This is a genomic window from Saccharopolyspora sp. NPDC002578, assembly GCF_053592695.1.
The window spans coordinates 15,604-38,823 of record NZ_JBSFWJ010000006.1 but is presented as its reverse complement, the minus strand read 5'-3'; the positions used below and the strand labels follow the sequence as shown (position 1 = coordinate 38,823).

The following is a 23,220-nucleotide window of genomic DNA, read 5'->3' as shown; positions in this document are numbered from 1 at the left end:
GGGATTGAGTGAACGGCCTGTTCGTCCAATCCCGTTGGACGAACGGTCCGCTCACCTCATTCCGGACCGGCGCGGCGCCGTCTTCTCCGGGAGCTTGCCGCCGGGGCGGGTGGAGTGAACGGACCGTTCGTCCAGTCGGATTGGGCAGACGGTCCGTTCACTCGATCAGAGGTCGTTCGTGGGTGAGGTGGCTCCAGCGGAGGTCCGGTCGGGCTGGAGGGGGTGAACGGACCGTTCGTCCAAGGGGATTGGGCGGACGGTCCGTTCACTTCGTCCCGGATCGGCGCGGTGGCGCCCGCTCTGGGGGTGTGCCGCTGGGCTGGAGGGGGTGAACGGACTGTTCGTCCAAGGGGATTGGGCGGAGGGTCCGTTCACTCGGGGCGGGGTTGTGATCACCGGCACAGGGGTGGGGTGGGAACAAAGGGCCGTGATCGGGTGGTTGGGAACGGCGATGGACACTGTCGCCAACCCGGACCGCACCGCCCTCGGGGCCCACGGTCACGCGGACCAGACCGACCCGATTCGCGGCACGGCGCGAGGGCGGTCGGCCGTGCCGCTGTCGATCCTCGACCTCGCGCCCGTCGGGGTGGAGACCACGCCCGGTGAGGCGCTGGCCACGACCACGGAGCTCGCGAGGGCCGCGGAACGCTGGGGCTTCCACCGGCTGTGGGTCGCCGAGCACCACGGCATGCCGGGGATCGCGAGCTCCTCGCCGCCGGTGGTGATCGCGCACCTGGCCGCCGCGACGAGCACGTTGCGGCTCGGCTCGGGCGGCGTGATGCTGCCCAACCACGCGCCGCTGGTCGTCGCGGAGCAGTTCGGCACGTTGCAGGCGCTGCATCCGGGTCGCATCGACCTCGGCATCGGCCGCGCGCCCGGTACCGACCAGGGCACGGCCCGCGCGCTGCGCCGCACGAGCGGTCCGCTGTCGGTCGACGACTTCCCGCAGCAGCTCGGTGAGCTGCTGCGCTTCCTCGGCGACGGTTTCACCGCCGACCACCCGTACGCCGAGGTGAACTCGATCCCGCACGGCCAGGCGCCGCCGGTGTGGCTGCTCGGTTCCAGCGGTTTCAGCGCCCAGGTCGCGGGTGCGCTGGGGTTGCCGTTCGCGTTCGCCCACCACTTCTCGGCGCGCAACACGCTGCCCGCGCTGGAGCTGTACCGGCAGTCGTTCCAGCCTTCGGAGGTGCTCGACGAGCCCTACTCGATGATCGGCGCGCAGGCGATCGCCGCCGACACCGAGCAGGAGGCGCTGGACTTGGCGCGTCCGATGGCGCTGAGCATGTTGCGGCTGCGCAGCGGCAACCCGGGGCGCATGCCCAGCCCCGAGGAGGCCCGCGAGTACCGGTACTCGGCGATGGAGCAGAGCGTCGTGGACAGCTGGCTGGCCGACGCGATCTACGGCACGCCCGAGTCGGTGCACGCGGAGCTGGAGGCGCTGCGGGAGAGCACCGAGGTCGACGAGCTGATGCTGACCGCGAACATGTACGACCGGACGGCGAAGCTGCGTTCCTACGAGCTGATCGCGCGCGCCTACGGGTTGCCGGGCGTGGACTGAACTCCTGATCCACGTCGCCTCCGACGCGCGGGCGTGGCCGGCACCACTGTCTCGCCAGGTCACGCGCAGCCGTGCGGGGGCGGTGGCGTACGGTCGATTCCGGTGTTCGTGGCAGCGGCGGGATTGAGGGATTTGTGGTGAAGCCTGGCGTTCTGGCCTTCTACCGGGTCATGGCGTACGTGACAGCGGTGCTGCTCATCTTGCTGTGCCTGACGATGGTGCTGAAGTACTTGTGGCCCGAGGGCTCGTCCATGCAGCTGCTGGGCGACCAGTGGACGACCACGATCGGCATCGGCCACGGCTACCTCTACATCGTGTACTTGTTCGTCGCGCTCGTCACCACCGTGCAGCTGCGCATCCCCTACGGGCGGATGCTGCTGGTCCTGCTGGCGGGCACCATCCCGTTCGGCGCTTTCTTCGCGGAGCGCAAGGTCGTGCTGTGGCACCGGCTGCGCACGAGCGGTGAGCCGCTGCCGTTCGAGACCGCGGCGACGTCGGAGGCGACGAGCTGATGACGGCGGTTCCCGAACAGGCTGAGACCGCGGCCCCCGCCACCACCACCGCGAAGCGGCGCGGCGTGCTCGCCGCGTACTTCGCGCTCACCAAGCCGCGGGTCATCGAGCTGCTGCTGGTCACGACGATCCCGGCGATGTTCCTGGCCGAGCGCGGCGTCCCGTCGCCGTGGCTGGTGCTGGTGACGCTGGTCGGCGGCGCCATGTCCGCGGGCAGCGCGAACGCGCTGAACTGCGTGGCCGATTCGGACATCGACGCGGTGATGCACCGCACCCGCAGCCGCCCGCTGGTGAGCTACGAGGTGCCGCGCAAGCACGCGTTGATCTTCGGGATCATGCTGGGCGTGGTCTCGTTCGCGGTGCTCGCGCTGGGCGCGAACCTGCTGGCGGCGGTGCTGTCGCTGGCGGCGATCCTGTTCTACGTCTTCGTCTACACGCTGCTGCTCAAGCGGCGGACCTCGCAGAACATCGTGTGGGGCGGTGCCGCGGGCTGCATGCCGGTGGTGATCGGCTGGGCCGCGGTGGCCGGCAAGGTCGAGTGGCCCGCGATCGTGATGTTCGCGGTGGTGTTCCTGTGGACGCCGCCGCACTTCTGGTCGTTGGCGATGAAGTACCGCGACGACTACGCGCGCGCCGGGGTGCCGATGCTGCCGGTGGTGGCGACGCCGCGGCAGGTGTCGGCGCGGATCCTGGTCTACAGCTGGGCGACGGTGGCCTGCACGCTGTTGCTGGTGCCCGCGACGAGCTGGGTGTACGTGGCGATCGCGGTCCTGTCCGGCGCGGCGTTCCTGATCGTGGCCCAGCGGCTGCACGCGTCGGTGCGCCAAGGGCGGACGACGAATCCGATGACGTTGTTCCACCTGTCGAACTCGTACCTGGCGGTGCTGTTCGTGGCGATCGCCGTCGACGCCGCGATCGGCCTCCCCACCCTCACCTGATCCACTCCTCCGCCCGCCGGCGCTGATCGGAGTGAACGGCCCGTTCGTCCCATCTGATCGGTCGAACGGGCCGTCGACCGCTGCACGCGTGGTGGTGAACGGTCCGTTTGCCCAGTGGGATTGGTCGAACGGGACGTTCACTCGGTGCTGGCGCTGTGGTGAACGGTCCGTCTGCCTAATGGGATTGGTCGAACGGGACGTTCACCCGGGACTGTCACTGGCGTGAACGGCCCGTTTGCCCGACGGGATTGGTCGAACGGGACGTTCACTCCGAAGCCGATCCTGCGCTCGCGTCGGGCGTCGTCACCGCCGACGCACCCTGGCCGCGATGGCGGTGGTGAGCGCGGTGAGCAGCACGGCGCCCCACACGACGGCCAGCGCGATGAGCAGTCCCGTCGAGTAGTCGCGGTCCAGCAGGCCGGGGTTCTGGTTCGGCGCGTAGGTGCGCCACAGGAACGGCACGGCCAGCAGCGCCAGCACAGCGCTCAGCACCATGCCGACCGCCGCGGGCGCCCGCCAGGAGCGCGGCAGCACCCGGGCCGCCGTCCATCCGACGAGTCCGGCCAGCGGCAGCAGCACCAGGTCGGTGAGCACCGGCCCGGCCGCGAGCCAGCCGAGCACCGACCACCGGATCGCTTCGTCGGCGAGCAGTTCCGCCGCGAGGTACCAGCCACCCCAGCCGATCATCGCCAGCCCGGCGGCGGCGAGCAGCGCGCGCGTCACAGGACCTCCACCCGTCGCACCCACTTGGTCTGCAGCACACCGGGCCGGTTCGGCGCGATGAGGCGGCACGGGTAGCCGTGGTCGGGGTGCAGCGGTTCGCCGCCGAGCCGCAGCGCGAGCAGCGTGAGCGGGTCGCGCGCGTGGGCGGCGGGCAGCACCGTCGACGAGTACGGGCTGCCTTCCTCCAGCGAGGAGATCCGCACCTCCGCGTCGGGCGCGGCGCCGACCTCGCGCAGCAGGTCGGCGAGCGGCACGCCGCTCCACGTGGCCTGCGCGCTCCAGCCCTCCACGCACGCGATGGGCAGTTCGGCGGTGGTCTGCGGCAGCGCCGCGAGTTCAGGGCGGCTGAAGGTGCGGGTCCCCCGTGGTCCGCTGACCTCCAGCCGCCAGCCGGGATCCCGGCTGATGTCGAGGACTCCCGCCGCGGTGGCGGTCCGGTTCACCGGCAGGCCCTGCGGGCCGTTCGGCGACCGGGTGCCCAGGACCGCGAGGTCGCGCAGCCACGGCACGGTCATCCCCGCGGTGACCGTGACGGCGGTGCCGACCGACAGCGCGGTCAGGCCGAGGAATCCTCGACGACCCACGAGGCCGCCGCGTTCGGCGGGCTCGCGAGGTTCTCCGAGCGCAGACCGGAACGCGGGGATCTTCACGGCCGCGTGCAGCAGCAGCGAGCCCACGGCGATCCAGCCGAGCGCGAAGTGCAGGTCCGGGAACGAGAAGTTCCACGGGTAGTTCTGGGAGATGTTGAACAGGCCCGTGATCAGTTCGAACGTGGCCGAGGCGATGAGCACCAGCAGCGATCCGCGTTCCAGCAGGTGCGGCAGCGACCGCACCACCGGGCGTTCGAACAGCTTCGGCGCCACGCTCCACAGCTTCGCCGCGAGCAGCGGGATCGCCGCGATGCCGCTGAGCACGTGCGTGCCCTGGGTGATCCGGTACAGGTTCACCGGCCGCGACGGCCAGTCGAACCAGCCCGGCGGGTGCTGGATGCCGTGGCTGATCAGCCCGGTGATCATGCAGATCCCGAAGGTCACCGCCAGCCACACCCCCAGGCGGCCGGCGGTGACCGGGTCCCTCCCCGCTCTGGTCATGAGGTGCTCCTCAGCTCGGCGAACCAGCGCCCGGATCGTTCGGCGACGTGCGCCACGGTGAAGCGGGTCTCGACGGCGAGTTCGGCGAGCGCGTCCACGCCGACCCACGCCCACCGGAACCACGCCCCGGTGCCGTTCATCCGCACGTTCCCGCTGCGCATGCCGGTTCCCGGCGGGTCGAGTTCGACGATGAGCAGTCCGTCGGCGCAGAGCAGCCGGTGCACCCGGTGCAGCAGTGCGACGGGGTCGCCGCCGATGCCGACGTTGCCGTCGGCGAGCAGCGCGGTCTGCCAGCGGCCCTCGCCGGGAAGGGTGCTGAACAGGTCGCGGCGCAGCGCGGCGGCGCCGCGACCGCGCGTCATGGCCACGGCGACGGGGCTCTCGTCGACGCCGAGCGAGGGCACGCCGCGTTCGGTGAGCGCGCCGACGAGGCGGCCGGGCCCGCAGCCGAGGTCCAGGGTGGGGCCGGTGCAGGCGGCGAGCACTGCTTCGTCGGCGGCGTCGGGCTCGCGGGACCAGCGCTGCACGGGCAGCCGCCACCGTTGACCTCCGCTGCCGTGCAATGCGGTCACCTCCCCGCGCAGTGCCGAGTCGAACATCGCCGTGGTGGTCATCGGGGTCCTCCGGCGGAGTGCGCGTCGGCGACGACTTCGCCGACGGCGCGGGCGAAGCGGGTCCCGGGAAGTCGTGCGGCGACGTCCCGCGCGACCTCCATCGTGTCCACATCGGACAGTTCGGCCAGCCGGTCCGGATCGCGTCCTGCTCGGCTCATCGCGGCGGCCGTGAGCGCGCCGGTGTCCGGCCGCGACATCGGCACCGCGCGCAGCGCCGCCGCTCGCAGCGGATCGCGCAACCCCAGCGCCCACCACCCGCCGTCCGAGGCGGGGCCCAGCACGGCTTCCGGGCCCGCCGGATCGGACATCCGCCGCGTCGCGTCCGCCAGCAACCGGCGGCTGACCTGCGGGGTGTCCATGCCGATCTGCACGACGGGGAGACCGGGGTGGATCGCGGCGGAGTCCTGGTGCGCGTACGCGAGCCGATCGCCGAACGCCGCGCCGCGCTGCGGGATCACGGTCAGCGACCGCAGCACCCGCCGCAGCTCGGCGGAGTCCTCGGCGGCGGCGAGGTCCCCGGTCATCGCGACCACCGGCCGCGCACCGGGCACGTCGAGCACCACGCGCAGCGTCCGCAGCAGGCTCGCCGCGGCGATGCGCGCCGCCTGCTCGGGCGTGGCCGGTGGGCACAGCCGCGTCTTGGCGAGACCGGCGACGGGCGCCTTCGCGACGACCAGCAGGATCGCGGCGCTCATCGCAGCACCCGCGCCATGTCCCGCACGGCACGAGTGGTGCCGCGCACGGAGCCGCTCACCTTCGACTTGGTGCCCGCGGTCCGCGGCCGGTAGTCGATGTCGAGCTCGTGCACCCGCCACCCGGCCCGCTCCGCCCGGAGCAGCAGCTCCAGCGGGTAGCCGAACGCGCGGTCCCGCACGTCGAGGTCCAGCAGCGCCTGCCTGCGGGCGCAGCGCACCGGCCCGATGTCGTGCACGGGCAGTCCGCGCCGCCGCAGCAGTCCGGCGAGCACCGCGTTGCCCGCCCGCGCGTGCCACGGCCAGGCGCCGCGTTCGGCCGGGACCCGGCGGCCCACGGCGAGGTCCGCTTCACCCGAGTCGACCACGTCCACCATTCGCGCCAGCACGCCCGCGTCCATCGAGCCGTCCGCGTCGAGGAAGCACACGACGTCGGCGTCGGAGGCCTCCAGCCCGGTGTGCACGGCGGCGCCGTAGCCGCGCCGCGCCTCGTGCACCACGAGCGCGCCGTGCTCGGCGGCCACGGCAGGGGAGCCGTCGCCGGAGCCGTTGTCCACCACGATCGCGCGGTGCCCGGCGGGGATCGCCGCGAGCACACCGGGCAGCGCGGCGGCCTCGTCGAGACAGGGCAAGATCACGTCCACGGAGCTCATGACCCCAAGCTAGGTCCGCCTCGGATGGCCGGAAAGCGTTGTGGCGCTTAGGAAATCATTACGGGAGCCAGGTCCTTACGGATTCGTGACGCCTCCGCCGAAGTGGCGGGGAAGCCCGCCGCGCGCCCCTAAGGTGGATCGGATGACCGGACAGGTTCTGCCAACCCGCCAGTGGCGACCCCCCGCGGTGGGCCACCATGTGCCCATGAACAGCTCCGGAACCGAGCTCGGCCGGATCCTGGTGGTCGACGACGACGCCACGGTCCGCGACGTCGTCGGCCGCTACCTGCGCCGGGACGGGCACGAGGTGGTGGAGGCCGCCGACGGGGAGATGGCGTTGCACCTGCTGCAACGGCGACCGCCGGATCTCGTGGTGCTGGACCTGATGCTGCCCGGCATGGACGGCGTCGAGGTGTGCCGCCGCATCCGGGACGCCGGCAGCACCCCCGTGATCATGCTGACCGCGCTCGGCGAGGAATCCGACCGCATCACCGGGTTGCGCACCGGTGCCGACGACTACGTGGTGAAACCGTTCAGCCCCGGCGAACTGGCGTTGCGAGTGGCGTCGGTGCTGCGCAGGGCCCGCAACGCGGTGGAGCCCAACGCGGGCGCCCGGATCGCCGACGGCGACCTCCAGGTGGACACCGGCGCGCGCACCGCCGTGCTCGGCGGCACGTCGCTGACCTTGGCGACCCGCGAGTTCGACCTGCTGGCGTTCTTCCTGTCCCACCGCGGCCACGCCTACTCGCGGACGGAGCTGCTCAGCAAGGTCTGGGGCTGGGAGTTCGGCGACCAGTCGACCGTCACGGTGCACGTGCGCCGGCTCCGGGAGAAGGTCGAGCCGGACCCGGCGAGCCCGCGCCGCATCGCCACCGTCTGGGGCGTCGGCTACCGCTACGACGGACTCGGGGACTGAACCGTGTTCGTCACCTTCTCGCACGTCGCGCCCTACGCCATCGGGTTCTCGCTACCGGTGGCGCTGCTGGGGGCGGCGCTGCTGTTCGCGATGCGGCGGCGGGCTTCGCTGGCGCTGGCCATGACGGTGCTGGTGCTGATCCCGCTGGCCGCGACGCTGGTCGGGGTGCTGGCGGTGACGGGCTTCATGTTCTCCCACCAGCTGACGATCACGGTGATCGTGTGCTTCGCGGTGGCGCTGGTGACGGTGCCGGTGGCGATCCTGCTGGGCCGGGCGTTGTCCCAGCGCACCGTGTGGGAGCAGGAGGCCCGCGACCGGGAGCGGGCCGCGGAGAGCGCCCGGCGGGAGCTGGTCGCCTGGATCAGCCACGACCTGCGCACCCCGCTGGCCGGGATGCGGGCGATGTCGGAGGCGCTGGCCGACGGAGTGGTGGACCGGCCGGACGAGGTCGTGGAGTACGCCCGCCGCATCGGCGGCGAGGTGCGCCAGCTGTCGGGCATGGTGGACGACCTGTTCGAGCTGTCCCGCATCGCGGCGGGCGCGCTGCGCATCACCCCCGCCGCGGTGCCGCTGCGCGACGTCGTCAGCGAAGTCACCGAATCGGAGCGCATCCTCGCCGGAACCCGTGGTGTGACGCTGGAGGTGCGGGCGCGGAGCTGGCCCGTCGTGTGGGGTTCCGACCCGGAGTTGGCGCGGGTGGTGCGCAACCTGGTGGGCAACGCGATCCGGCACACCCCGCGGCACGAGACCGTCGTGGTGGCGGTGCGCGAGGAAGCCGGGCGCGCGTGGCTGTCGGTGCAGGACGCGTGCGGCGGCATCGGCTCCGACGAGCTGGCCCGGGTGTTCGACGTGGGTTATCGCGGTGGGACGGCGCGGGACTCCGGGTCGGAGACGACGCGGCGCGCGGGGCTCGGCCTGGCCATCACCCGAGGTCTGGTGGAGGCCCACGACGGGCGGATCAGCGTCGTCAACGACGGGCCGGGCTGCCGGTTCGACGTCGCCTTGCCGCTGGTGCCCGCCTGAACGCGCGCTTTCAGCGCAGGACGGGGAAGACCTCGGCGCCACCGCGTCCGGTGGCCGCCTCCACGAGGTGCACCGGGTCGGCGACGGCGGTGAGCAGCGCGGCGGTCTCCCGCATCGGTTCTCCCGCGAGCGGGCCGGGTTTCGGCAGTTCCAGCGCGGTGGCCATGTCGAGGTAGTGCACCACCGCCTCCATCAGCTGGATGCGGAGCACTTCGCCCCCGGCCACGGTGCCCAGCCCGATGTACGGGACGAGCCGGTCGAGGTCCTGGCCGCGCAACCGCGCGATCGTCCGCGGTGCCACGTCGGTGAACTGCTCGACCAGTTCGGCAGGCGAACGGTCATCGGCGATGCCCGCATCGCGGATCTGGTCGGCCGCGGTGTGCGCGACTCCGCCGGGGCGCTGCATGAACGCCAGCAGCCGTGCCGCGTCCGCGAACGTCGGCGCGGTCCCGGGGGTGACGGCGTCCTCTGCGTCGAGCGCGGCTCCGACCATGGCCGGGACGTCCGCGCAGTGCGCGAACACGTGCCGCACGGTCCAGCCCTCCAGCCGCGTCGGCCGAGCCCACTGCTCGGCGTCGAGGTTCCGGCCGAGTTCCGCCCAAGCCTGCCAAGCTCGGTCGAGCACGTCCACGATCATGGTGTACTCCCAGGGCAACGGCTGTCGGGTGCCAGGAGATCACGACCGCGCACGTTTCGGTGGATGTTCGCGGACGACGATCGGTGCCGCGCGGTCATCGGCATGTCGGATGGGGGCGTGCATGGGCGAACGGTGGAATGCGGAGGCGGTGGCCGCGTTTCGGGCGGTGTCGAGGCGGCGGCGGTGGCGGGCGAGCGCCGTGCTGTTCTCGGTGGGCGACGAATCGGACCACGTGCTGCTCATCCGCAGCGGCCGGGTCAAGGTGTGGTCGATGTCGGCGCGCGGAACCGAGGCGATGCTCGCGATCCGCGGGCCGGGCTCGATGATCGGCGATTTCGCCGCGGTCGACGGGGAACCGCGCGGCGCCACGGTGACCGCGCTTGAGCAGGTCGAAGCCGACGTCGTGTCCGGCGGGGACTTCCGCCGGTTCCTGCACGAACACCCGGAGGCGATGTTCGAACTGCTCACCCGGGTCGTCGCCCGGTTGCGGGAATCGGACCGGCACCGGGTGGAGTTCGCCTCCTCCGGTGTCGCGGAACGGCTCGCCCGGCTGCTGCTGGAACTGGTGCGCGAGCACGGAGTTCCGGACGGTGCCGGGCGGCGCGCGATCGCGATCCCGCTGAGCCAGGCGGAACTCGCGAGCGCGACGAGCGCGTCCCGGGAGGCGGTGGCCCGTGCACTGCGCGAACTGCGGGAATGCGGCGCGGTCAGCACGCAGCGCAGGCAGATCGTCGTGCTGCGAGGTGACGTGCTCGCCGAGTACGCGGCGCGGTAGTGCTCAGCTCCCCGCAGCGGGCAGGAACAGGAGCAGGCCGGTCCAGAGCAGGAACGCCAGCAGCGCGGTGCAGAAGCAGCGCAACGCGTTGCGCAGCCGCCGGTACTTCGTGCCCGCGATGCCCGCGAGCGTCTCCGCCTGCTGCCACGCCTGCGCGCACAGCTCGACGGTGGTCGCCGTGTGCAGCTGCGCCGCGCTGTGCCGCTGGAAGGTGGGGAACGCGAACAGGTTCGGCCTGCCCGACGGCACGCGGGTGCGCGGGGTGAGCGCGGACGTCAGGTAGAGCAGTGCCCCCAGCGCCGCGCACAACGACACCGCCAGCAGCGCCAGCGAGGTGAACTTCGACGCGGCGTCCGACAGCGCGGGCGGCGCGGAGATCGCTTTGCTCGCGCCGCCGATGCAGATGCCGAGCGCGGAGATCAGCAGGCCCGCTTTGGTGTCCGCTCCGGCGATGGAACTGCGGAAGTCGCCCGCGGTGCGCAGCGCGACCTCCAGCTCCTGCTCTGCGGTGAGGTGACCGCCCGGTTCGGGAGCGTCCGGCCCGTCCTGCCGCAGTCCGACGCGGGTCGGGGTGGCGTGGTCCGGGGTGGTGCGGTCGATCGTGGCGAGCTGCTCGCGGGGCATGGCTTCCTCCGTGTCCGTCGGTGCGGGGTGAGATCAGCTCATCACTGTCCGTGCCTGAACACTGCGTCAGAATCCACACAACGAAAGCGCTCCACCCCACACCCACCCGGACCAACCCCCCGCCCAGCGAAGCTCCAACGGAGTGAACGGCCCGTTCGTCCAACGGCATTGGTCGAACGGTCCGTTCACTCAATTCCGGGTGTCGAGCGAGCCGCGGGGGTGGAGTGAACGGCCTGTTCGTCCAACGGGATTGGGCAAAGGGTCCGTTCGCTCCGGATGGGGTGCTCCCGCGGCGCGCGCCGCGTGGCGGTCAGGTGCGCAGGGCCGCGGCGACGTGGGAGTGCGCCATGTCGGCGACGGTGCGCAGGTCCGCCAGCGGCGTCCCGGCAAGGTGCAGCACGGTGAGCGACTGGTTCACCGCGCTCACGTACAGCGCCAGGTCGTCGAGTTCCGCCACCGACGACGTCCCTTCCGCCGGGCGCAGTGCCGCCCGTACCTCGGCGCGCTGCCCGTCGAGCGCGTTCCCCACGGCGTCGCGCACGGGATCATCGAGTTCGGCGGTCTCCGCGGCGAGCCGGGTGATCAGGCAGCCCGCCGGTACCTCCGGTTCGGCGAGCCGTTCCAGCACGGCGTCGTAGAAGGCGCGGATCGCCGCGACGGGATCGTCGGGGTGGGCGCGCAGCGCGTGCGAGAGCCGGGAGCCGAACAGCTCGGCGTAGCGGTGCAGGCTGAGCCGGAACAGCTGTTCCTTGCTGCCGAAGGTGGAGTACAGCGAGCCGCGCCCGAGTCCGGTGGCGGCGAGCAGCCTGCTCAGGCTTGCCTCGGCGTAGCCGTGTTCCCAGAACACGTGCATCGCGCCGTCCAGGGCGACGTCGACGTCGAACTGCTTGCGTCCTGCCATCCGCGCACTCCCCTCGACCATGTTTGACCGATCGTTCCAACATGGCTAGCGTAGGTCGAACCGGCCGGGTCGGGCCACTCAAGTGGGCCGTCCGCTCGGCGCCGAGCGATACCGGCCGGTCCTTCTTCTCCTTCGTCGAACACGGAGTTTCCTCGTGACCTCAACCGAAGTCCCGCACGGCCCCGGATCGGTCGCCTCGGCGCCACGACTGCCAGCGGGGTTCACCGACGTCTTCCGCGACCACTACGTGACGGTCGACGGCCTCCGGTCGCACTACCTCGCGGGTGGTAGCGGGCCGCCGCTGCTGGTGCTCGGAGGCTGGCCGCAGAACTGGTACCAGTGGCGATTCGTGCTCCTGGAGCTCGCCGAGCGGTTCTCCGTGGTGGCCGTCGATCCGCGCGGCGTGAACCTGACCGACAAGCCCGCGACCGGCTACGACTCCGGGACGCTGGCCGCCGACCTCGTGGGGCTCATGCGCGCGCTGGGGCATGAGCGGTTCGCGCTCGTCGCCCATGACATCGGGGTGTGGACCGGCTACGCGCTGGCCGCTGACCATCCCGGCGTGCTGGAGCGGGCCGTGCTCGCCGAAGCGATCGTGCCGGGGCTGTCCGATTCGCCGCCGCTGCTGGCCGATCGCCGGACCAGCGATCTCCTGTGGCACTTCAACTTCAACCGCGCGCTCGGCGTGAACGAACGGCTGGTCCAAGGGCGGGAGGAGATCTACTTCGGCCACCAGTTCGCGACCAAGGCGGCCACGCCGACGGCGATCCCCGAGCATGCCGTCCAGGTGTACGTCGACGCCGTGCGCGATCCGGAGGCGTTGCGGGCCAGCTTCGATTACTACCGCGCCATCGACGCGATCATCGAGCAGAACCAGGTGCGAAGGAAGGCGAAACTAGCCCTGCCGCTGCTCACGATCGCGGGCGCGGAGTCCGTCGGCGACCTCATGGCGGCCGAGTTCGATGCGGTGGCAGAGGACGTGACCAGCGTGGTGCTGCCGGGTACCGGGCACTACGTCCCCGAGGAGAACGCGGCCGGCATGCTGGCCGCGATGCGCCCGTTCCTCGCCGAGTACCTCGCGGCGGCCTGACGTCGGTGCGGGGCTCGCGGCTGTCCGCGAGCCCCGCACCGCGCTCAGGTCAGGGAGGGGGCGACGCCGCCGTCGACGCGCAGTGCGGCGCCGGTGGTCGCCGAGCCCGCCTCGGAGCCCGCGTAGAGCACCAGGTTCGCCACTTCTTCCGGGCGGATCAGCCTGCCGAGCAGGGAACTCGGGCGTTCCTCGGCGATGAACCGGCGTTCGGCCTCTTCGAACGGCACGTCGGCGCCGACTCGGCTGCTGATGAACTCGGCGACGCCGGGGGTGAGGGTCGGGCCGGGCAGCACGCTGTTCACGGTGACTCCGGTGCCCTTCACCTCCTGGGCCATGCCGCGCGCCACGGAGAGCTGGGCGGTCTTGGTCATCCCGTAGTGCACCATCTCGGTCGGGATGAAGATCGAGGACTCGCTGCTGATGAAGATCACCCGGCCCCAGCCGCGCTCGACCATGCGGGGCGCGTAGTGCCGGGCGAGGCGCACTCCGGACAACACGTTGACCTCGAAGAACCGGCTCCACTCGGCATCGCTGATCTCGAAGACCGGAGTGGCGGAGAAGATCCCGGCGTTGTTCACCAGGACGTCCACGTCGGGCAGCTCGGCGATGAGCGACTCGGCGCCCTCCGCGGTGCCGATGTCCGCGGCGATCCCGCGCACGGTGCCGCCGGTGTCGGCGCGCAAGGTCTCGGCGGTGGCGTCCACGCGTTCGCGGGACCTGCCGTTGACCACGACGTCGGCTCCGGCGCGGGCGAAGCTCGCGGCGATCGCCTGGCCGATTCCGCTGGTGGAGCCGGTGACCAGCGCGGTGCGGCCGGACATGTCGGTGTTCATCGATGCTCGCTTTCTCGTGGCGTCTCCCGTCGGGTGCCCAGGGCGGGCCGTCCCGACGCGCAGGGTGCGTGAGCCGAAACCACGCTTGAGCGGGTAGTTGCGCACGCTTGATAAATAGTTGCACGCGCCTTCTATCTGCGCAAGCTGCTAGACTGGGAGGGGAGATCGAGCTCACCGGCCGTGGGAGCTCACCGGTAGGAGGTGCGCGAGTGGGTATCGCCGACGACGCGGTCGAAGTGCGCGCGCAAGGCTGGCGCACGCTCGCCGCGCTGCACGGAATGCTGGAGACGGCGCTGGAGAAGGCGCTCAGCACCGGACACGGCCTGTCCGTCGTCGAATACACCGTGCTCGACGCGCTCAGCCGCCAGGACGGTTGGCACATGCGGATGCAGCAGCTCAGCCGTGCCGCCGCACTCAGCGGCAGCGCCACGACGAGGCTCGTGACCAGGCTCGAAGACCGCGGCCTGCTCACCCGCATCCTGTGCAAGGACGACCGCCGCGGCATCTACACGGAGCTCACCGACGAAGGCCGCGCCCTGCTGGAGCAGGCCCGCCCGACCCACGACGCGGCGCTGGAGAAGTCCCTCGCCGAAGCCGAACAGGTACCGGAGCTCAGCGATCTGGTCGACGCCTTCCACCGCGTCACCGCCCGCACCTGACTCCCGCCGCCCCGTCGAAGTGAACGGACCGTTCGCCCAACAGGATTGGACGAACGGTCCGTTCACTTTTCCGCCTCGATTCGCGGAGGCCGTCCGTGGGGTGAACGGACCGTTGGTCCAAGGAGTTTGGGCGAACGGTCCGTTCACTCTTTCCGGACCGCACGATTCGGGGGTGGCTCGCGGAGGCCGTTCGTGGGGTGAACGGACCGTTGGTCCAACGGGTTTGGGCGAACGGTCCGTTCACTCGCTTCGGGGCTGAATCGTGCTCGGGGCGTGGTGGCTGCCGGCGTGCTCGGGGTGAGCGGACCGTTGGTCCAGTGGGATTGGACGGACGGGCCGTTCGCTTCAGCGGGGGAGGGGCTCGGGCTTCTGCCAGGTGAGGGAGTAGCGCCAGAGCAGCAGGCGGCGGTACCGGGAGCCGGGGAGCAGCACTTGCGCGGTGCGGCGCACGTCGTCCCACGTCATCGTGGGCTCCTGGGTGGGCATGCCGGGCGGCTCGGTGACGCCGCCGTGGCGGCGGGCGAGCACGCGGTGCGCCGGGATCGCGGCGAGGTCCACCGCCCAGTCCAGCGGCGTGTGGTGCCGGGCCAGGCCGATGACCATCAGCGTGCCGCCGGGCGAGAGCATCCGCGCCATCCCGGTGAGCGCCGAGGCGAAGTCGATGTGGTGCAGCGAGGCGACGCAGCAGATGAACCCGTACTCGCCGTCGCGCGCCTTCGCCTCGAAGTCCACGAAGTCACTGTCCACAAAGGATGCGTTGGTGAGGTCGGTGGTGGCCTTGCGGGCTTCCCGGATCATCGAGCGGGAGCGGTCGATCCCGATGACGCGCCTGGTCTTGGCGGCGAGCTTGCGCACCAGGGTCCCGTCGCCGCATCCGATGTCGAGCGCGCTGTCGCAGTCGTCGGGCACCGCGTCGAGCACGCGCGGGTGGTAGTGCACGTTGTGATTCCAAGGCTCCCCAGACACTTGCTCACCCTAACCGCCTGCGCGGTGGCTTCCGGCGGGTCACCAGGGCGTGCTCCTGGGATCTGAAAACCCGCCGAGGTGGTGTCCAAGAACGGAGAATTTCGTTGCGCGGCAAGAGGATTCTCGATACCTGAGGCTGCGCCGATCACTCCTCGCCACGGTGTCCTCCCGCCCTCGGCGAACGGGACGAACCCGTCTCCTGGCGCAGACGTAGTGCAAAAGTGACCCCGCCGCCACCTGCCGTGCCGGGCATCTGTTCACACCGCGTCCCCATCGGAGCCATCCGGCAGGGCCTGCGCAGGCGCCAGCACGCACCGGGTGCGGCGCCCGAAGATGGTGGTCATGCACTTGTTGTTGTGGTTGCACAGCGAACGGGTGCGCGGCCGCTGCTGCAGCTGGTTGATCAGGTCCGGCTCGCGCAGCAACGCCCGAGCCATGGCGACGAACTGGAAACCGTCGCCCATCGCCCGGTCCATGACCTCGCGGCCGGTGACGCCGCCGAGGAGGATCAGCGGGAGGTCCACCGCGGCGCGGATCTGGCGGGCGTCTTCGAGCAGGTAGCCGTCCTCGTACGGGTAACCGCGCAGCAGGCGCGGGCCGGCGAGCTTGACGGCGCTCTTGATCGGCCCCGGCAGCTGCGCGGCGAAGTCGTGCACCGGGGCGTCACCTCGGAACAGGTACATGGGGTTGAGCAGGGAGCTGCCGACCGTCATCTCCAGGGCGTCCACCGTGCCCTCCTGCTCGAGCCACTGCGCCACCACGGCCGCCTCGTCCAGCCAGAAGCCGCCGGGCACGCCGTCGTCCATGTTCAGCTTCGCGAGGATCGCGATGCGGTCGCCGACCGCGTCCCGCACGGCCCGGGTGATCTCGAGCGCGAGGCGCGCTCGGTTCCGCAACGGGCCGCCGTAGTCGTCCTTGCGGTGGTTGAGCTTGGGGCTCAGGAAGGAGCTCGCGAGGTAGTTGTGCCCGAGGTGCACTTCGACGGCGTCGAACCCCGCCTCGATCGCCATCCGGGCCGCCGATCCGTGCGCGCGGACGATCCGCGCGAGGTCGAGGCGGCTCGCCGGTGTGGTGCGCATGGTCAGCGGGTGGAGCGTCCGGCCGGGCGACAGCGCGGGGCCGCCGGTGCTCCAGGGGTTGCCCACCGGGCCCGCATGGCCGATCTGCGCGGACGCGGCGGCGCCCTCGGCGTGCACGGCGTCGGTGAGCCGCCGCAGCCCCGGCAGCGCTTCGGGGCGCCAGTGGATCTGGTGGCCGTCGGTGCGCCCCTCCGGTGAGACCGCGCAGTAGGCCACGGTCGTCATCCCGACTCCGCCCGCGGCGTGGGCGACGTGGAAGTCGATGAGCGCGTCGGTGGCCAGGCCGCCGCGCGCCCGCTTCTCGTACGTCGCGGCTTTGATGGTGCGGTTGCGCAGCGTCAACGGCCCGAGCGCGGCGGGTGCGAACACGTGCGGCGCGCGGTGCGCCGCGGAGTGCTGGGGCATCGTCTCCTCCTTGAGCCGATGGGGTTCCGGTCGCCGGGAGCTCCCCGCGCACGGGCGCCGACGGCACCGGATCACGGTGCGGCGCGGGGCTTTCGCACGTCGGGGGACCTCAGCTTCCGGACGTAGCCGAGGAGTTCGCGCAGGCGTCCGGGGCGCGGCCAGGCGTCGGGTCGGAAGTAGGCGTCCGATCCGCCGTCGACGAACACGACGCTGCCGACGAGGAAGTCCGCGGCGTCGGAGAGCATGAAGACCACCCAGTCGCCCAGCTGCTCGGCGTCGCCGTAGCCGCCGATGGGAACGGGGAACGACTCGACGGCCCGGGACTCGGCCGGGCTCGACAGCAGCCGTTCGACCATCGGGGTCCTGATCGCGCCGGGGGCGAGGGCGTTGAGCCGGATGCCCGCGCCCGCCCACTCGGGCAGCACCGCGCGGCGGCGCACCCAGTGGCTCACCGCGAGCTTCGACGCGGCGTAGATCATCAGCGGGGCGGCTCGGCCGAAGTGCCTGACGCTGCGGATCGCCTTCTCCGGGTCGCCGTCGAGGAAGGCGGTGATCGTGCGGCGCGGGACCAGCGGGGTGGTCGTCGTGGCGTTGCTGGAGAACACGACCACCTTGGCCTTCTCCGCCGCGGCGAGAGCGGGCCGCCAGGCTTCGAGCAGCTCGACGACGCCGAAGTAGTTGACCTGGGCGACCGCCGGTCCGCTGCCGGGAGCCGGCCCCAGTCCTGCGGCGAGGACGGCACCGTCGAGGCGCCCGCCCGCCGCGCGCAGCACACCTGCCGCCGCCGCGCGCCGGCCTTCCGGTGTCGAGAGGTCGGCGGGGACGTCGGCTTCTTCGACGTCGACCCCGATGACGGTGTGGCCCGCGGCGCGAAGCTTGTCGGCCGCGGCCTTTCCCATGCCGGACGCGGATCCGGTCACGGCGTGCACGCCCATGACCCACCTCCCTGCCGGTGCGACGACACTGCGGGCCCCTTTCCGCATGACCTGCGTAGCTGGTCGCTCAGCGGCTTCCGCGCTGCCCGTTTTCCTGGTGTGGCCGCGATTTCTCGTGTGGCAGCCCTACACGGCGAAATCGCTGTCTTCGCGAGGAAGCCGCTGAGGACCCGCCGGTGGTCGTGTTGCTCAAGCCGGTCACTGCTCAGTGGCTGCGCCACTGACGAGACACCGATCAACAGACTGCGAGGACTCCCGACACCTTATTGGCTCACTGAGACAAAAACAATGGTTCGGTTATCCTCCGGGCGATGTCCACCACCGATGCGGGCGGTCCCGCTCCCCGCCGCGGTCGCCCGACGGTGCTCGATCGCGGTGCGGTCGCCACGGCCACGTTCCGGCTCTGGACCGAGCACGGTTACGACGCGGTCGGCTGGAGCGACATCGCGGAGGCGACCGGGGTCAGCGTGCGCACGCTCGTCCGGCACTTCTCCCGCAAGTCCGAGATCGCGTGGGTCGGCGTGCCCGCCGCCACGAAGCGGCTCCGCGAGGCGTTGCGCGCCACGCCGGACGACCTCCCCGTCGGCGACGCGGTCCGGCGGAGCGTCCTGGCCTCGGTCTCGCACGACCCGATGCTGGCGTCCGCCGGTGTCGATTGGGTGCGCGTCGTCTACGCGCAGGAGGAGATCGCCGGTTCCGCCGGAGCCGCCTACCGGCCGTGGATCGAGGAACTCGCCGGGTACATCGCCGGGCGCGTCCCCGAGATCACCCGGGCGGCCGCGACGGCCGTCGCGAGCGGCTACCAGGCGGCGACGTTCGCGGCGCTCGTCGCCTGGAGCGAGGGCGGGGCGCGCGGCGACGCCGTGGCCGCGACCGACGAAGCGCTGCGATGGCTGGAGATTCCGCCCCGCCCGCGAACAGGGTGAGCCACCCGGATCCGAGCGGCGCGAGAAGGGAACGGCCCCGTCCGGTTGACCGGACGGGGCCGCACGAGGGGTGCCGGGGGCGGGAGCGGTGGGAACGACTACCGCCCCCGGCTTCGGATCAGCCGGAGGCCGGGCGCACGGCCTCCGTCGCGCTGATCACGTTCTTGAGCGCGGTCTCCACCTCCGCGTAGCCGCGGGTCTTGAGACCGCAGTCCGGGTTGACCCACAGGCGTTCCGCGGGCACCGCCGCCAGCGCCGCCTTCAGCAGGTCGGTGACCTCCCCGGCTTCCGGGACGCGCGGCGAGTGGATGTCGTACACGCCCGGCCCGACCCCGCGGGCGAACCCGACCGCGTTGAGGTCGTCGAGCACCTCCATGCGCGAGCGGGCCGCCTCGATGCTCGTCACGTCCGCGTCCAGCGCCACGATCGCGTTGATCACGTCGCCGAACTCCGAGTAGCACAGGTGGGTGTGGATCTGGGTGCTCTCGGCGATGCCGGAGGTGGCGAGGCGGAACGATTCCACCGCCCAGTCCAGGTAGTCCTGGTGCGCGGCGGAACGCAGCGGCAGCAGTTCGCGCAGCGCGGGCTCGTCGACCTGGATCACCCGGATGCCCGCGTTCTCCAAGTCCTTGACCTCGTCCCGGATGGCGAGCGCGACCTGCCGCGCGGTGTCGCCCAACGGCTGGTCGTCGCGCACGAACGACCAGGCGAGGATGGTGACCGGTCCGGTCAGCATGCCCTTCACCGGTTTCTCGGTGAGCCGCTGCGCGTACTTCGCCCAGTCCACCGTGATCGGCTCGGGCCGGGACACGTCGCCGAACAGGATCGGCGGGCGCACGCAGCGCGACCCGTAGGACTGCACCCAGCCGTTGTGGGTGCTCACGAATCCGTCCAGGTGCTCGGAGAAGTACTGCACCATGTCGTTGCGCTCCGGCTCGCCGTGCACCAGCACGTCGAGGCCCAGGTCTTCCTGCAGCCGGATGACGCGTTCGATCTCGTCCCGCATCCGCTGCTTGTAGGTGGCCTGGTCGATGCTGCCGGAGCGCAGTGCGGCGCGAGCCTTGCGCACGTCGGTGGTCTGCGGGAAGGAGCCGATCGTCGTCGTCGGCAGCGGCGGCAGGCGCAGCGATTTCCGCTGCGCGGCGAGCCGTTTCGCGTAGTCCCCGCGCTGGGCGTGCTCGGGTTTGAGCGCGGTGAGCCGGGCCTGCACCCGGTCGTTGCGCACCCGTTCGGCGTTCGCCCGGTCCGCGATGCGCCGGCGGCCGTCCTCCAGCTGCTCGGACACCGAGTCGCGGCCCTGGTGCAGCGCGCGGTCGAGGACGACGACCTCGTCGACCTTCTGCGCCGCGAACGCCAGCCACGACTTCACCTGCGGGTCGATGTCGGTCTCGGCTTCGACGTCGTAGGGCACGTGCAGCAGCGAGCACGAGGTGCTCACGGCCACCTCGCCCGCGAGGCCCAGCAGCGTCGCCGCTTTCGCCAGCGCCCCGTCCAGGTCGGTGCGCCAGATGTTGCGGCCGTCGACCAGGCCCGCGACCAGCGTCTTGTCCCGGAGCCCGGAGACCGACGGCAGTTCGTCGACGGTGCGTTGACCTGCGACGAGGTCCACGCCGAGCGCTTCGACCGGCGAGGACGCCAGCACGCCCAGCGCATCGCCGAGGTCGCCGAAGTAGGAGGCGACCAGGATCTTCGGGCGCTGCGCGAGCTCGCCGAGCCTGCGGTAGGCGGTGCGCAGCGCGTCCAGGTCGGCCTGCGAGCGGTCCGCGGCGAACGCCGGTTCGTCCAGCTGGACCCACTCCACGCCCGCGCGGTGCAGCTCGCCCAGCAGTTCCGCGTAGGCCGAGACGAGCTCGTCGACCTTGTCCAGCGGCCGGAACGACGCGGGCGCGCCGTCCCGCGGCTTCGACAGCAGCAGGAACGTCAGCGGGCCGACCACGACCGGGCGGGTCTTGACGCCCAGCTCAGCGGCTTCGTGGTACTGGTCCACCACGGTCTGGTCGGACAGCCGGAACGCGGTCTCCGGGCCGATCTCCGGCACGATGTAGTGGTAGTTCGTGTCGAACCACTTAGTCATCTCCAGCGGTGGCGCGGATTCCACGCCGCGCGCCATCGCGAAGTAGGTGTCGAGCGGGCTCAGCCCCAGCTCCGCGAAGCGGGGCGGTACCGCGCCGAAGGTGACGGCGGCGTCGAGAACCTGGTCGTAGTAGGAGGAAGTGTTCCCCGGCACGGAGTCCAGACCGGCATCGCGCAGCGAGCGCCACGCGTCGGTGCGCAGCGTGCGGGCGACTTCGCGCAGCTCCGGCTCACCGATGCGGGACTTCCAGTAGTTCTCCAGTGCCCGTTTCAGTTCCCGGTTCGGTCCGATCCTGGGATACCCGAGCACGGTGGATCCGATGGTGCTGGTCAACGCTCTCTCCTCGCGAGCTGGACGACAGTTCTGCGAGGTTCGGGCAGGCGTGATCGGCACCCGTCGCCGCGGACGGCGACTCGTCGACCAGGTCCTCCCGCGAGACCTCGCAACAGCGCGCGTCGCGTGGACGCGCGCACCGGCGGCAGGTCTTCGGACTCGTGGGCGTTCCCGGAGGACCGGGGTTCCTACTGGCCGTCGCTTCCCGAGCTCGCGCCCAGTGCTGTGACCGGTCTTCTCAGACCGGTGACGGCGTTCGTTCCCACTCACCGCTGCGGGGCAGTCCCGGATTCGCACCGGGTTCCCTCTTGCCTCGCGCAGCGCCGCTTTCGCAGAGCTGTGCGAACCACCAGCACTTCGGAGGCTACTTGCTTCTGGCGGGAAGACAAGGCCTTGACGTCCCGGTCACCCGGCGTGCACGTGGCCGCGCACGCGAGGATTTCCCGGCCCGGCGGGCAACCCGCGGCGCTCGGGAGCGTCTTCAGGACAGGTGGGGGGAGCGGTTCCCGTCCTGCCGAGCAGGTGGATTCGAGAGGGAGAAAACTGTGGGGATCAACGGAATTCGAGCAACCGTGAGCATCGGCGCGTTGGCCGCGGCGATGGCCCTGGCCCCGTTCGGCGTCGCCACCGCGGATTCGACCGATACGTCCACAGTGGACTTGAACGGTGATGGGACGCCGGACACCGCGACGCTGGCCGCCGTCGGTGACGGCTCGCGGCAGGTCCTCAAGTTCACAGTGGACGGACGCGTCACCGAGGCGACGCTGACCGGTGACGCCTACGCCGGTACGCGGCCCATGCGGGTGCTCGACGTCAACCACGACGGCAAGCAGGAACTGCTGGTGAGCGAGTCCGTCGGGGCGAACACCGAGTGGTTCGGCGTCTGGGATCTCGGCGCCGACGGCGCCCCGCGCGAGATGACCACTCAGGACGGTCGGCCGCTCAAGATCAACGAAGGTGGCGGCGTCGCCGCGCGGCTCGGCTACGAGTGCGCCCCGGCCGGGTCGGACGGCCGCGTGCTGATCACCCTCGCGGCGTCGAACGAGAGCCAGACGGCCGAGCCCGCCTACGACGGCAAGCGCGTCGCCTACGACGTGCGAGACGGCGTGGCCACCCCGGTCGACGAATACCCGTTCGCCGGGGTCGGCCAGGACGACCCGGTGCTGGTCGTGGAGCCCGGCACCTGCGCGTGACCGGACGCCGGGGCCGTCGTGCCGGATTGCGGCGCGGCGGCCCCGGCGCATCTCCGCCGATCGCGCGGCCGTGACTCCTTTGTGACCGTTCAAGGGCTTCGAGCGCCCGTCGCGGGGTCTGTTCCAGGGCTGAGTTGTCGATCAGCTTGCCGTTCGATACCGGCTCTGCAACGCCGATGGCGTCGGTACCACTGTCGACGGAGAGGCCGGTTACCCTGCTTCCTGCAGCTCACGTGAGCGATGCGCGGGCCCTCGTAGCTCAGCTGGACAGAGCAAAGGACTTCTAATCCTTAGGTCGCAGGTTCGAGTCCTGCCGGGGGCGCCTTTTCACCGGTCACCGGGGATGGGGAGAATCTCGACCAAGATCACCTCTGGACCCTACCCCGGTTGCGCGACGTAGTGGCGCGTAGTGGGTGGAGCGGGATCACCCGCGAGCCGCCGAAGAAGCGTAGGATCAGGGTACCGGAGGCGTTCGACTATCCGCGGTCTCGCGGGTGCCGCTTCGGGCGCACCACGATTGTCCGGCCCGATCGGGCTTGGGACGGGGGCGCCGAGATGACCTCGGTTCTGCTTGACTCAACATCCGCACAACACCGAACTACTTCCGCGCCGCGCTTGCAGATGAAGGCCGCGGGCGTCGCCCGCGACCGTTTCGACGGCGGCTGGTGGCCGCGCACCGCGGAGCCGGTCCGCGAGTTCACCGAACTGGTGTCCGCGCTCGGCGACGAGGTCGGGCCGGTCAGCCGCGTGTCCTACCCCCTCGCTACGTGGGGCGCGGTCGACCGAAAAATGATCATCGGAGGTCGGCTGGTGCGGTTCGACGGTTTCCGGGCCATGGACCCGCGCACCGTCGCGGTGATCGGTGCGGACCGTCGGCGGGCGAGCCTGCTGGTCGTGCCACCGGGCGCCGCTGACGGCGCGGCACGGGCGGCGCTGAGTTCGGCCGCCGGACTCGCGGGCCCCGATGACGCAGCCGTGCCGGTGCCGCTCCCGCAAGGGGCGGACGGTGCGGAGCAGCGGTGGGAGGCCGAAGGAGGCCGGGTGGCAGCCGTCCGCTGAGCGGTTCGGCA

24 protein-coding genes, 1 tRNA gene and 1 riboswitch are annotated in these 23,220 nt (G+C 71.5%); of the genes, 12 read left to right on the top strand and 13 right to left on the bottom strand.

Annotated elements, in window-relative coordinates; translation table 11 throughout:
* Window positions 1-451: 451 nt before the first annotated feature.
* The 3 genes from ACWD38_RS05065 (at window position 452) to ACWD38_RS05055 (ending at window position 3,008) form a co-directional block, all read left to right on the top strand.
* Window positions 452-1,558 (top strand): LLM class flavin-dependent oxidoreductase, encoded by a 1,107-nt coding sequence (locus tag ACWD38_RS05065; protein ID WP_450123386.1) that lies wholly within the window; start codon window positions 452-454, stop codon window positions 1,556-1,558.
* Between the two features lie 137 nt (window positions 1,559-1,695).
* Complete coding sequence (locus tag ACWD38_RS05060; RefSeq protein WP_184477503.1) at window positions 1,696-2,070, top strand: DUF3817 domain-containing protein; 375 nt, start codon at window positions 1,696-1,698, stop codon at window positions 2,068-2,070.
* Window positions 2,070-3,008 carry a heme o synthase gene (locus ACWD38_RS05055; RefSeq protein WP_450123385.1) on the top strand — a complete coding sequence of 313 codons (939 nt, stop codon included), beginning with the start codon at window positions 2,070-2,072 and terminating at the stop codon, window positions 3,006-3,008. Before ACWD38_RS05060 ends, ACWD38_RS05055 begins: the two co-directional genes overlap by 1 nt.
* Window positions 3,009-3,311: 303 nt before the next feature.
* Here ACWD38_RS05055 and ACWD38_RS05050 read toward each other — a convergent pair whose 3' ends face one another.
* From ACWD38_RS05050 to ACWD38_RS05030, 5 genes are read right to left on the bottom strand one after another with little or no spacing between them, the layout of a single operon-like run.
* Entirely contained in the window at window positions 3,312-3,731 is a 420-nt protein-coding gene (locus tag ACWD38_RS05050; RefSeq protein WP_184477507.1) for a hypothetical protein, read from the bottom strand.
* Window positions 3,728-4,822 (bottom strand): molybdopterin-dependent oxidoreductase, encoded by a 1,095-nt coding sequence (locus ACWD38_RS05045; RefSeq protein WP_450123384.1) that lies wholly within the window; start codon window positions 4,820-4,822, stop codon window positions 3,728-3,730. The genes ACWD38_RS05050 and ACWD38_RS05045 overlap by 4 nt, the downstream gene beginning before the upstream one ends.
* Window positions 4,819-5,436 (bottom strand): SAM-dependent methyltransferase, encoded by a 618-nt coding sequence (locus tag ACWD38_RS05040; RefSeq protein ID WP_450123383.1) that lies wholly within the window; start codon window positions 5,434-5,436, stop codon window positions 4,819-4,821. The genes ACWD38_RS05045 and ACWD38_RS05040 overlap by 4 nt, the downstream gene beginning before the upstream one ends.
* A complete protein-coding gene (locus ACWD38_RS05035; RefSeq protein WP_184477511.1) occupies window positions 5,433-6,131 on the bottom strand; it encodes a TIGR04282 family arsenosugar biosynthesis glycosyltransferase in 699 nt (232 codons plus the stop codon). Before ACWD38_RS05035 ends, ACWD38_RS05040 begins: the two co-directional genes overlap by 4 nt.
* A complete protein-coding gene (locus ACWD38_RS05030) occupies window positions 6,128-6,781 on the bottom strand; it encodes a glycosyltransferase family 2 protein (protein WP_184477513.1) in 654 nt (217 codons plus the stop codon). Before ACWD38_RS05030 ends, ACWD38_RS05035 begins: the two co-directional genes overlap by 4 nt.
* A 205-nt stretch (window positions 6,782-6,986) precedes the next feature.
* Between ACWD38_RS05030 and ACWD38_RS05025 the strand changes: the two genes are divergently transcribed.
* Window positions 6,987-7,697: a response regulator transcription factor gene (locus ACWD38_RS05025; protein ID WP_184477515.1), complete on the top strand. Its 711-nt coding sequence runs from the start codon at window positions 6,987-6,989 to the stop codon at window positions 7,695-7,697.
* Window positions 7,698-7,700: 3 nt separating this feature from the next.
* Window positions 7,701-8,720, top strand: coding sequence for a sensor histidine kinase (locus ACWD38_RS05020; RefSeq protein WP_343071218.1), 1,020 nt, complete (start codon window positions 7,701-7,703; stop codon window positions 8,718-8,720).
* Between the two features lie 10 nt (window positions 8,721-8,730).
* On the opposite strand, the gene ACWD38_RS05015 is transcribed toward ACWD38_RS05020, so the two are convergent.
* Window positions 8,731-9,357, bottom strand: a complete 627-nt coding sequence (locus ACWD38_RS05015; protein WP_450123382.1) for a maleylpyruvate isomerase N-terminal domain-containing protein — start codon at window positions 9,355-9,357, stop codon at window positions 8,731-8,733.
* Window positions 9,358-9,478: 121 nt separating this feature from the next.
* Here ACWD38_RS05015 and ACWD38_RS05010 point away from each other — a divergent pair, with 121 nt between their 5' ends.
* A complete protein-coding gene (locus tag ACWD38_RS05010; protein ID WP_184477519.1) occupies window positions 9,479-10,132 on the top strand; it encodes a Crp/Fnr family transcriptional regulator in 654 nt (217 codons plus the stop codon).
* Window positions 10,133-10,135: 3 nt separating this feature from the next.
* On the opposite strand, the gene ACWD38_RS05005 is transcribed toward ACWD38_RS05010, so the two are convergent.
* On the bottom strand, window positions 10,136-10,756 hold the full coding sequence (locus tag ACWD38_RS05005; protein ID WP_184477521.1) for a Pycsar system effector family protein: 621 nt from the start codon (window positions 10,754-10,756) through the stop codon (window positions 10,136-10,138).
* Between the two features lie 310 nt (window positions 10,757-11,066).
* The gene (locus ACWD38_RS05000) at window positions 11,067-11,657 is read right to left on the bottom strand and encodes a TetR/AcrR family transcriptional regulator (protein ID WP_450123381.1); all 591 of its coding nucleotides are present in this window, start codon (window positions 11,655-11,657) and stop codon (window positions 11,067-11,069) included.
* A gap of 154 nt (window positions 11,658-11,811) precedes the next feature.
* On the opposite strand from ACWD38_RS05000, the gene ACWD38_RS04995 reads away from it, so the two are divergent.
* Complete coding sequence (locus tag ACWD38_RS04995; protein WP_450123380.1) at window positions 11,812-12,747, top strand: alpha/beta fold hydrolase; 936 nt, start codon at window positions 11,812-11,814, stop codon at window positions 12,745-12,747.
* A gap of 44 nt (window positions 12,748-12,791) precedes the next feature.
* On the opposite strand, the gene ACWD38_RS04990 is transcribed toward ACWD38_RS04995, so the two are convergent.
* Entirely contained in the window at window positions 12,792-13,580 is a 789-nt protein-coding gene (locus tag ACWD38_RS04990; protein WP_184477525.1) for an SDR family NAD(P)-dependent oxidoreductase, read from the bottom strand.
* A gap of 209 nt (window positions 13,581-13,789) precedes the next feature.
* Between ACWD38_RS04990 and ACWD38_RS04985 the strand changes: the two genes are divergently transcribed.
* A complete protein-coding gene (locus ACWD38_RS04985; RefSeq protein ID WP_184477527.1) occupies window positions 13,790-14,239 on the top strand; it encodes a MarR family transcriptional regulator in 450 nt (149 codons plus the stop codon).
* A gap of 345 nt (window positions 14,240-14,584) precedes the next feature.
* Here ACWD38_RS04985 and ACWD38_RS04980 read toward each other — a convergent pair whose 3' ends face one another.
* The 3 genes from ACWD38_RS04980 to ACWD38_RS04970 form a co-directional block, all read right to left on the bottom strand.
* Complete coding sequence (locus tag ACWD38_RS04980; protein WP_184477529.1) at window positions 14,585-15,205, bottom strand: methyltransferase domain-containing protein; 621 nt, start codon at window positions 15,203-15,205, stop codon at window positions 14,585-14,587.
* A 257-nt stretch (window positions 15,206-15,462) separates the two neighbouring features.
* Window positions 15,463-16,689, bottom strand: coding sequence for an NADH:flavin oxidoreductase (locus ACWD38_RS04975; RefSeq protein ID WP_450123379.1), 1,227 nt, complete (start codon window positions 16,687-16,689; stop codon window positions 15,463-15,465).
* A 71-nt stretch (window positions 16,690-16,760) separates the two neighbouring features.
* Window positions 16,761-17,624 (bottom strand): SDR family oxidoreductase, encoded by an 864-nt coding sequence (locus ACWD38_RS04970; protein ID WP_184477533.1) that lies wholly within the window; start codon window positions 17,622-17,624, stop codon window positions 16,761-16,763.
* A gap of 311 nt (window positions 17,625-17,935) precedes the next feature.
* On the opposite strand from ACWD38_RS04970, the gene ACWD38_RS04965 reads away from it, so the two are divergent.
* A complete protein-coding gene (locus ACWD38_RS04965) occupies window positions 17,936-18,550 on the top strand; it encodes a TetR/AcrR family transcriptional regulator (protein ID WP_184477535.1) in 615 nt (204 codons plus the stop codon).
* Window positions 18,551-18,668: 118 nt separating this feature from the next.
* Here ACWD38_RS04965 and metE read toward each other — a convergent pair whose 3' ends face one another.
* The gene (metE, locus tag ACWD38_RS04960; RefSeq protein WP_184477537.1) at window positions 18,669-20,957 is read right to left on the bottom strand and encodes a 5-methyltetrahydropteroyltriglutamate--homocysteine S-methyltransferase; all 2,289 of its coding nucleotides are present in this window, start codon (window positions 20,955-20,957) and stop codon (window positions 18,669-18,671) included.
* Window positions 20,958-21,084: 127 nt separating this feature from the next.
* Window positions 21,085-21,323: riboswitch (cobalamin riboswitch) on the bottom strand.
* Window positions 21,324-21,529: 206 nt separating this feature from the next.
* On the opposite strand from metE, the gene ACWD38_RS04955 reads away from it, so the two are divergent.
* The 3 genes from ACWD38_RS04955 to ACWD38_RS04945 all read left to right on the top strand — a co-directional run bounded on the left by ACWD38_RS04955 (window position 21,530) and on the right by ACWD38_RS04945 (window position 23,209).
* A complete protein-coding gene (locus tag ACWD38_RS04955; RefSeq protein WP_450123378.1) occupies window positions 21,530-22,150 on the top strand; it encodes an FG-GAP repeat domain-containing protein in 621 nt (206 codons plus the stop codon).
* Between the two features lie 248 nt (window positions 22,151-22,398).
* Window positions 22,399-22,472: transfer RNA gene (locus ACWD38_RS04950), tRNA-Arg, on the top strand.
* Window positions 22,473-22,771: 299 nt separating this feature from the next.
* Window positions 22,772-23,209 carry a DUF5994 family protein gene (locus tag ACWD38_RS04945; protein WP_450123439.1) on the top strand — a complete coding sequence of 146 codons (438 nt, stop codon included), beginning with the start codon at window positions 22,772-22,774 and terminating at the stop codon, window positions 23,207-23,209.
* Window positions 23,210-23,220: the final 11 nt, after the last annotated feature.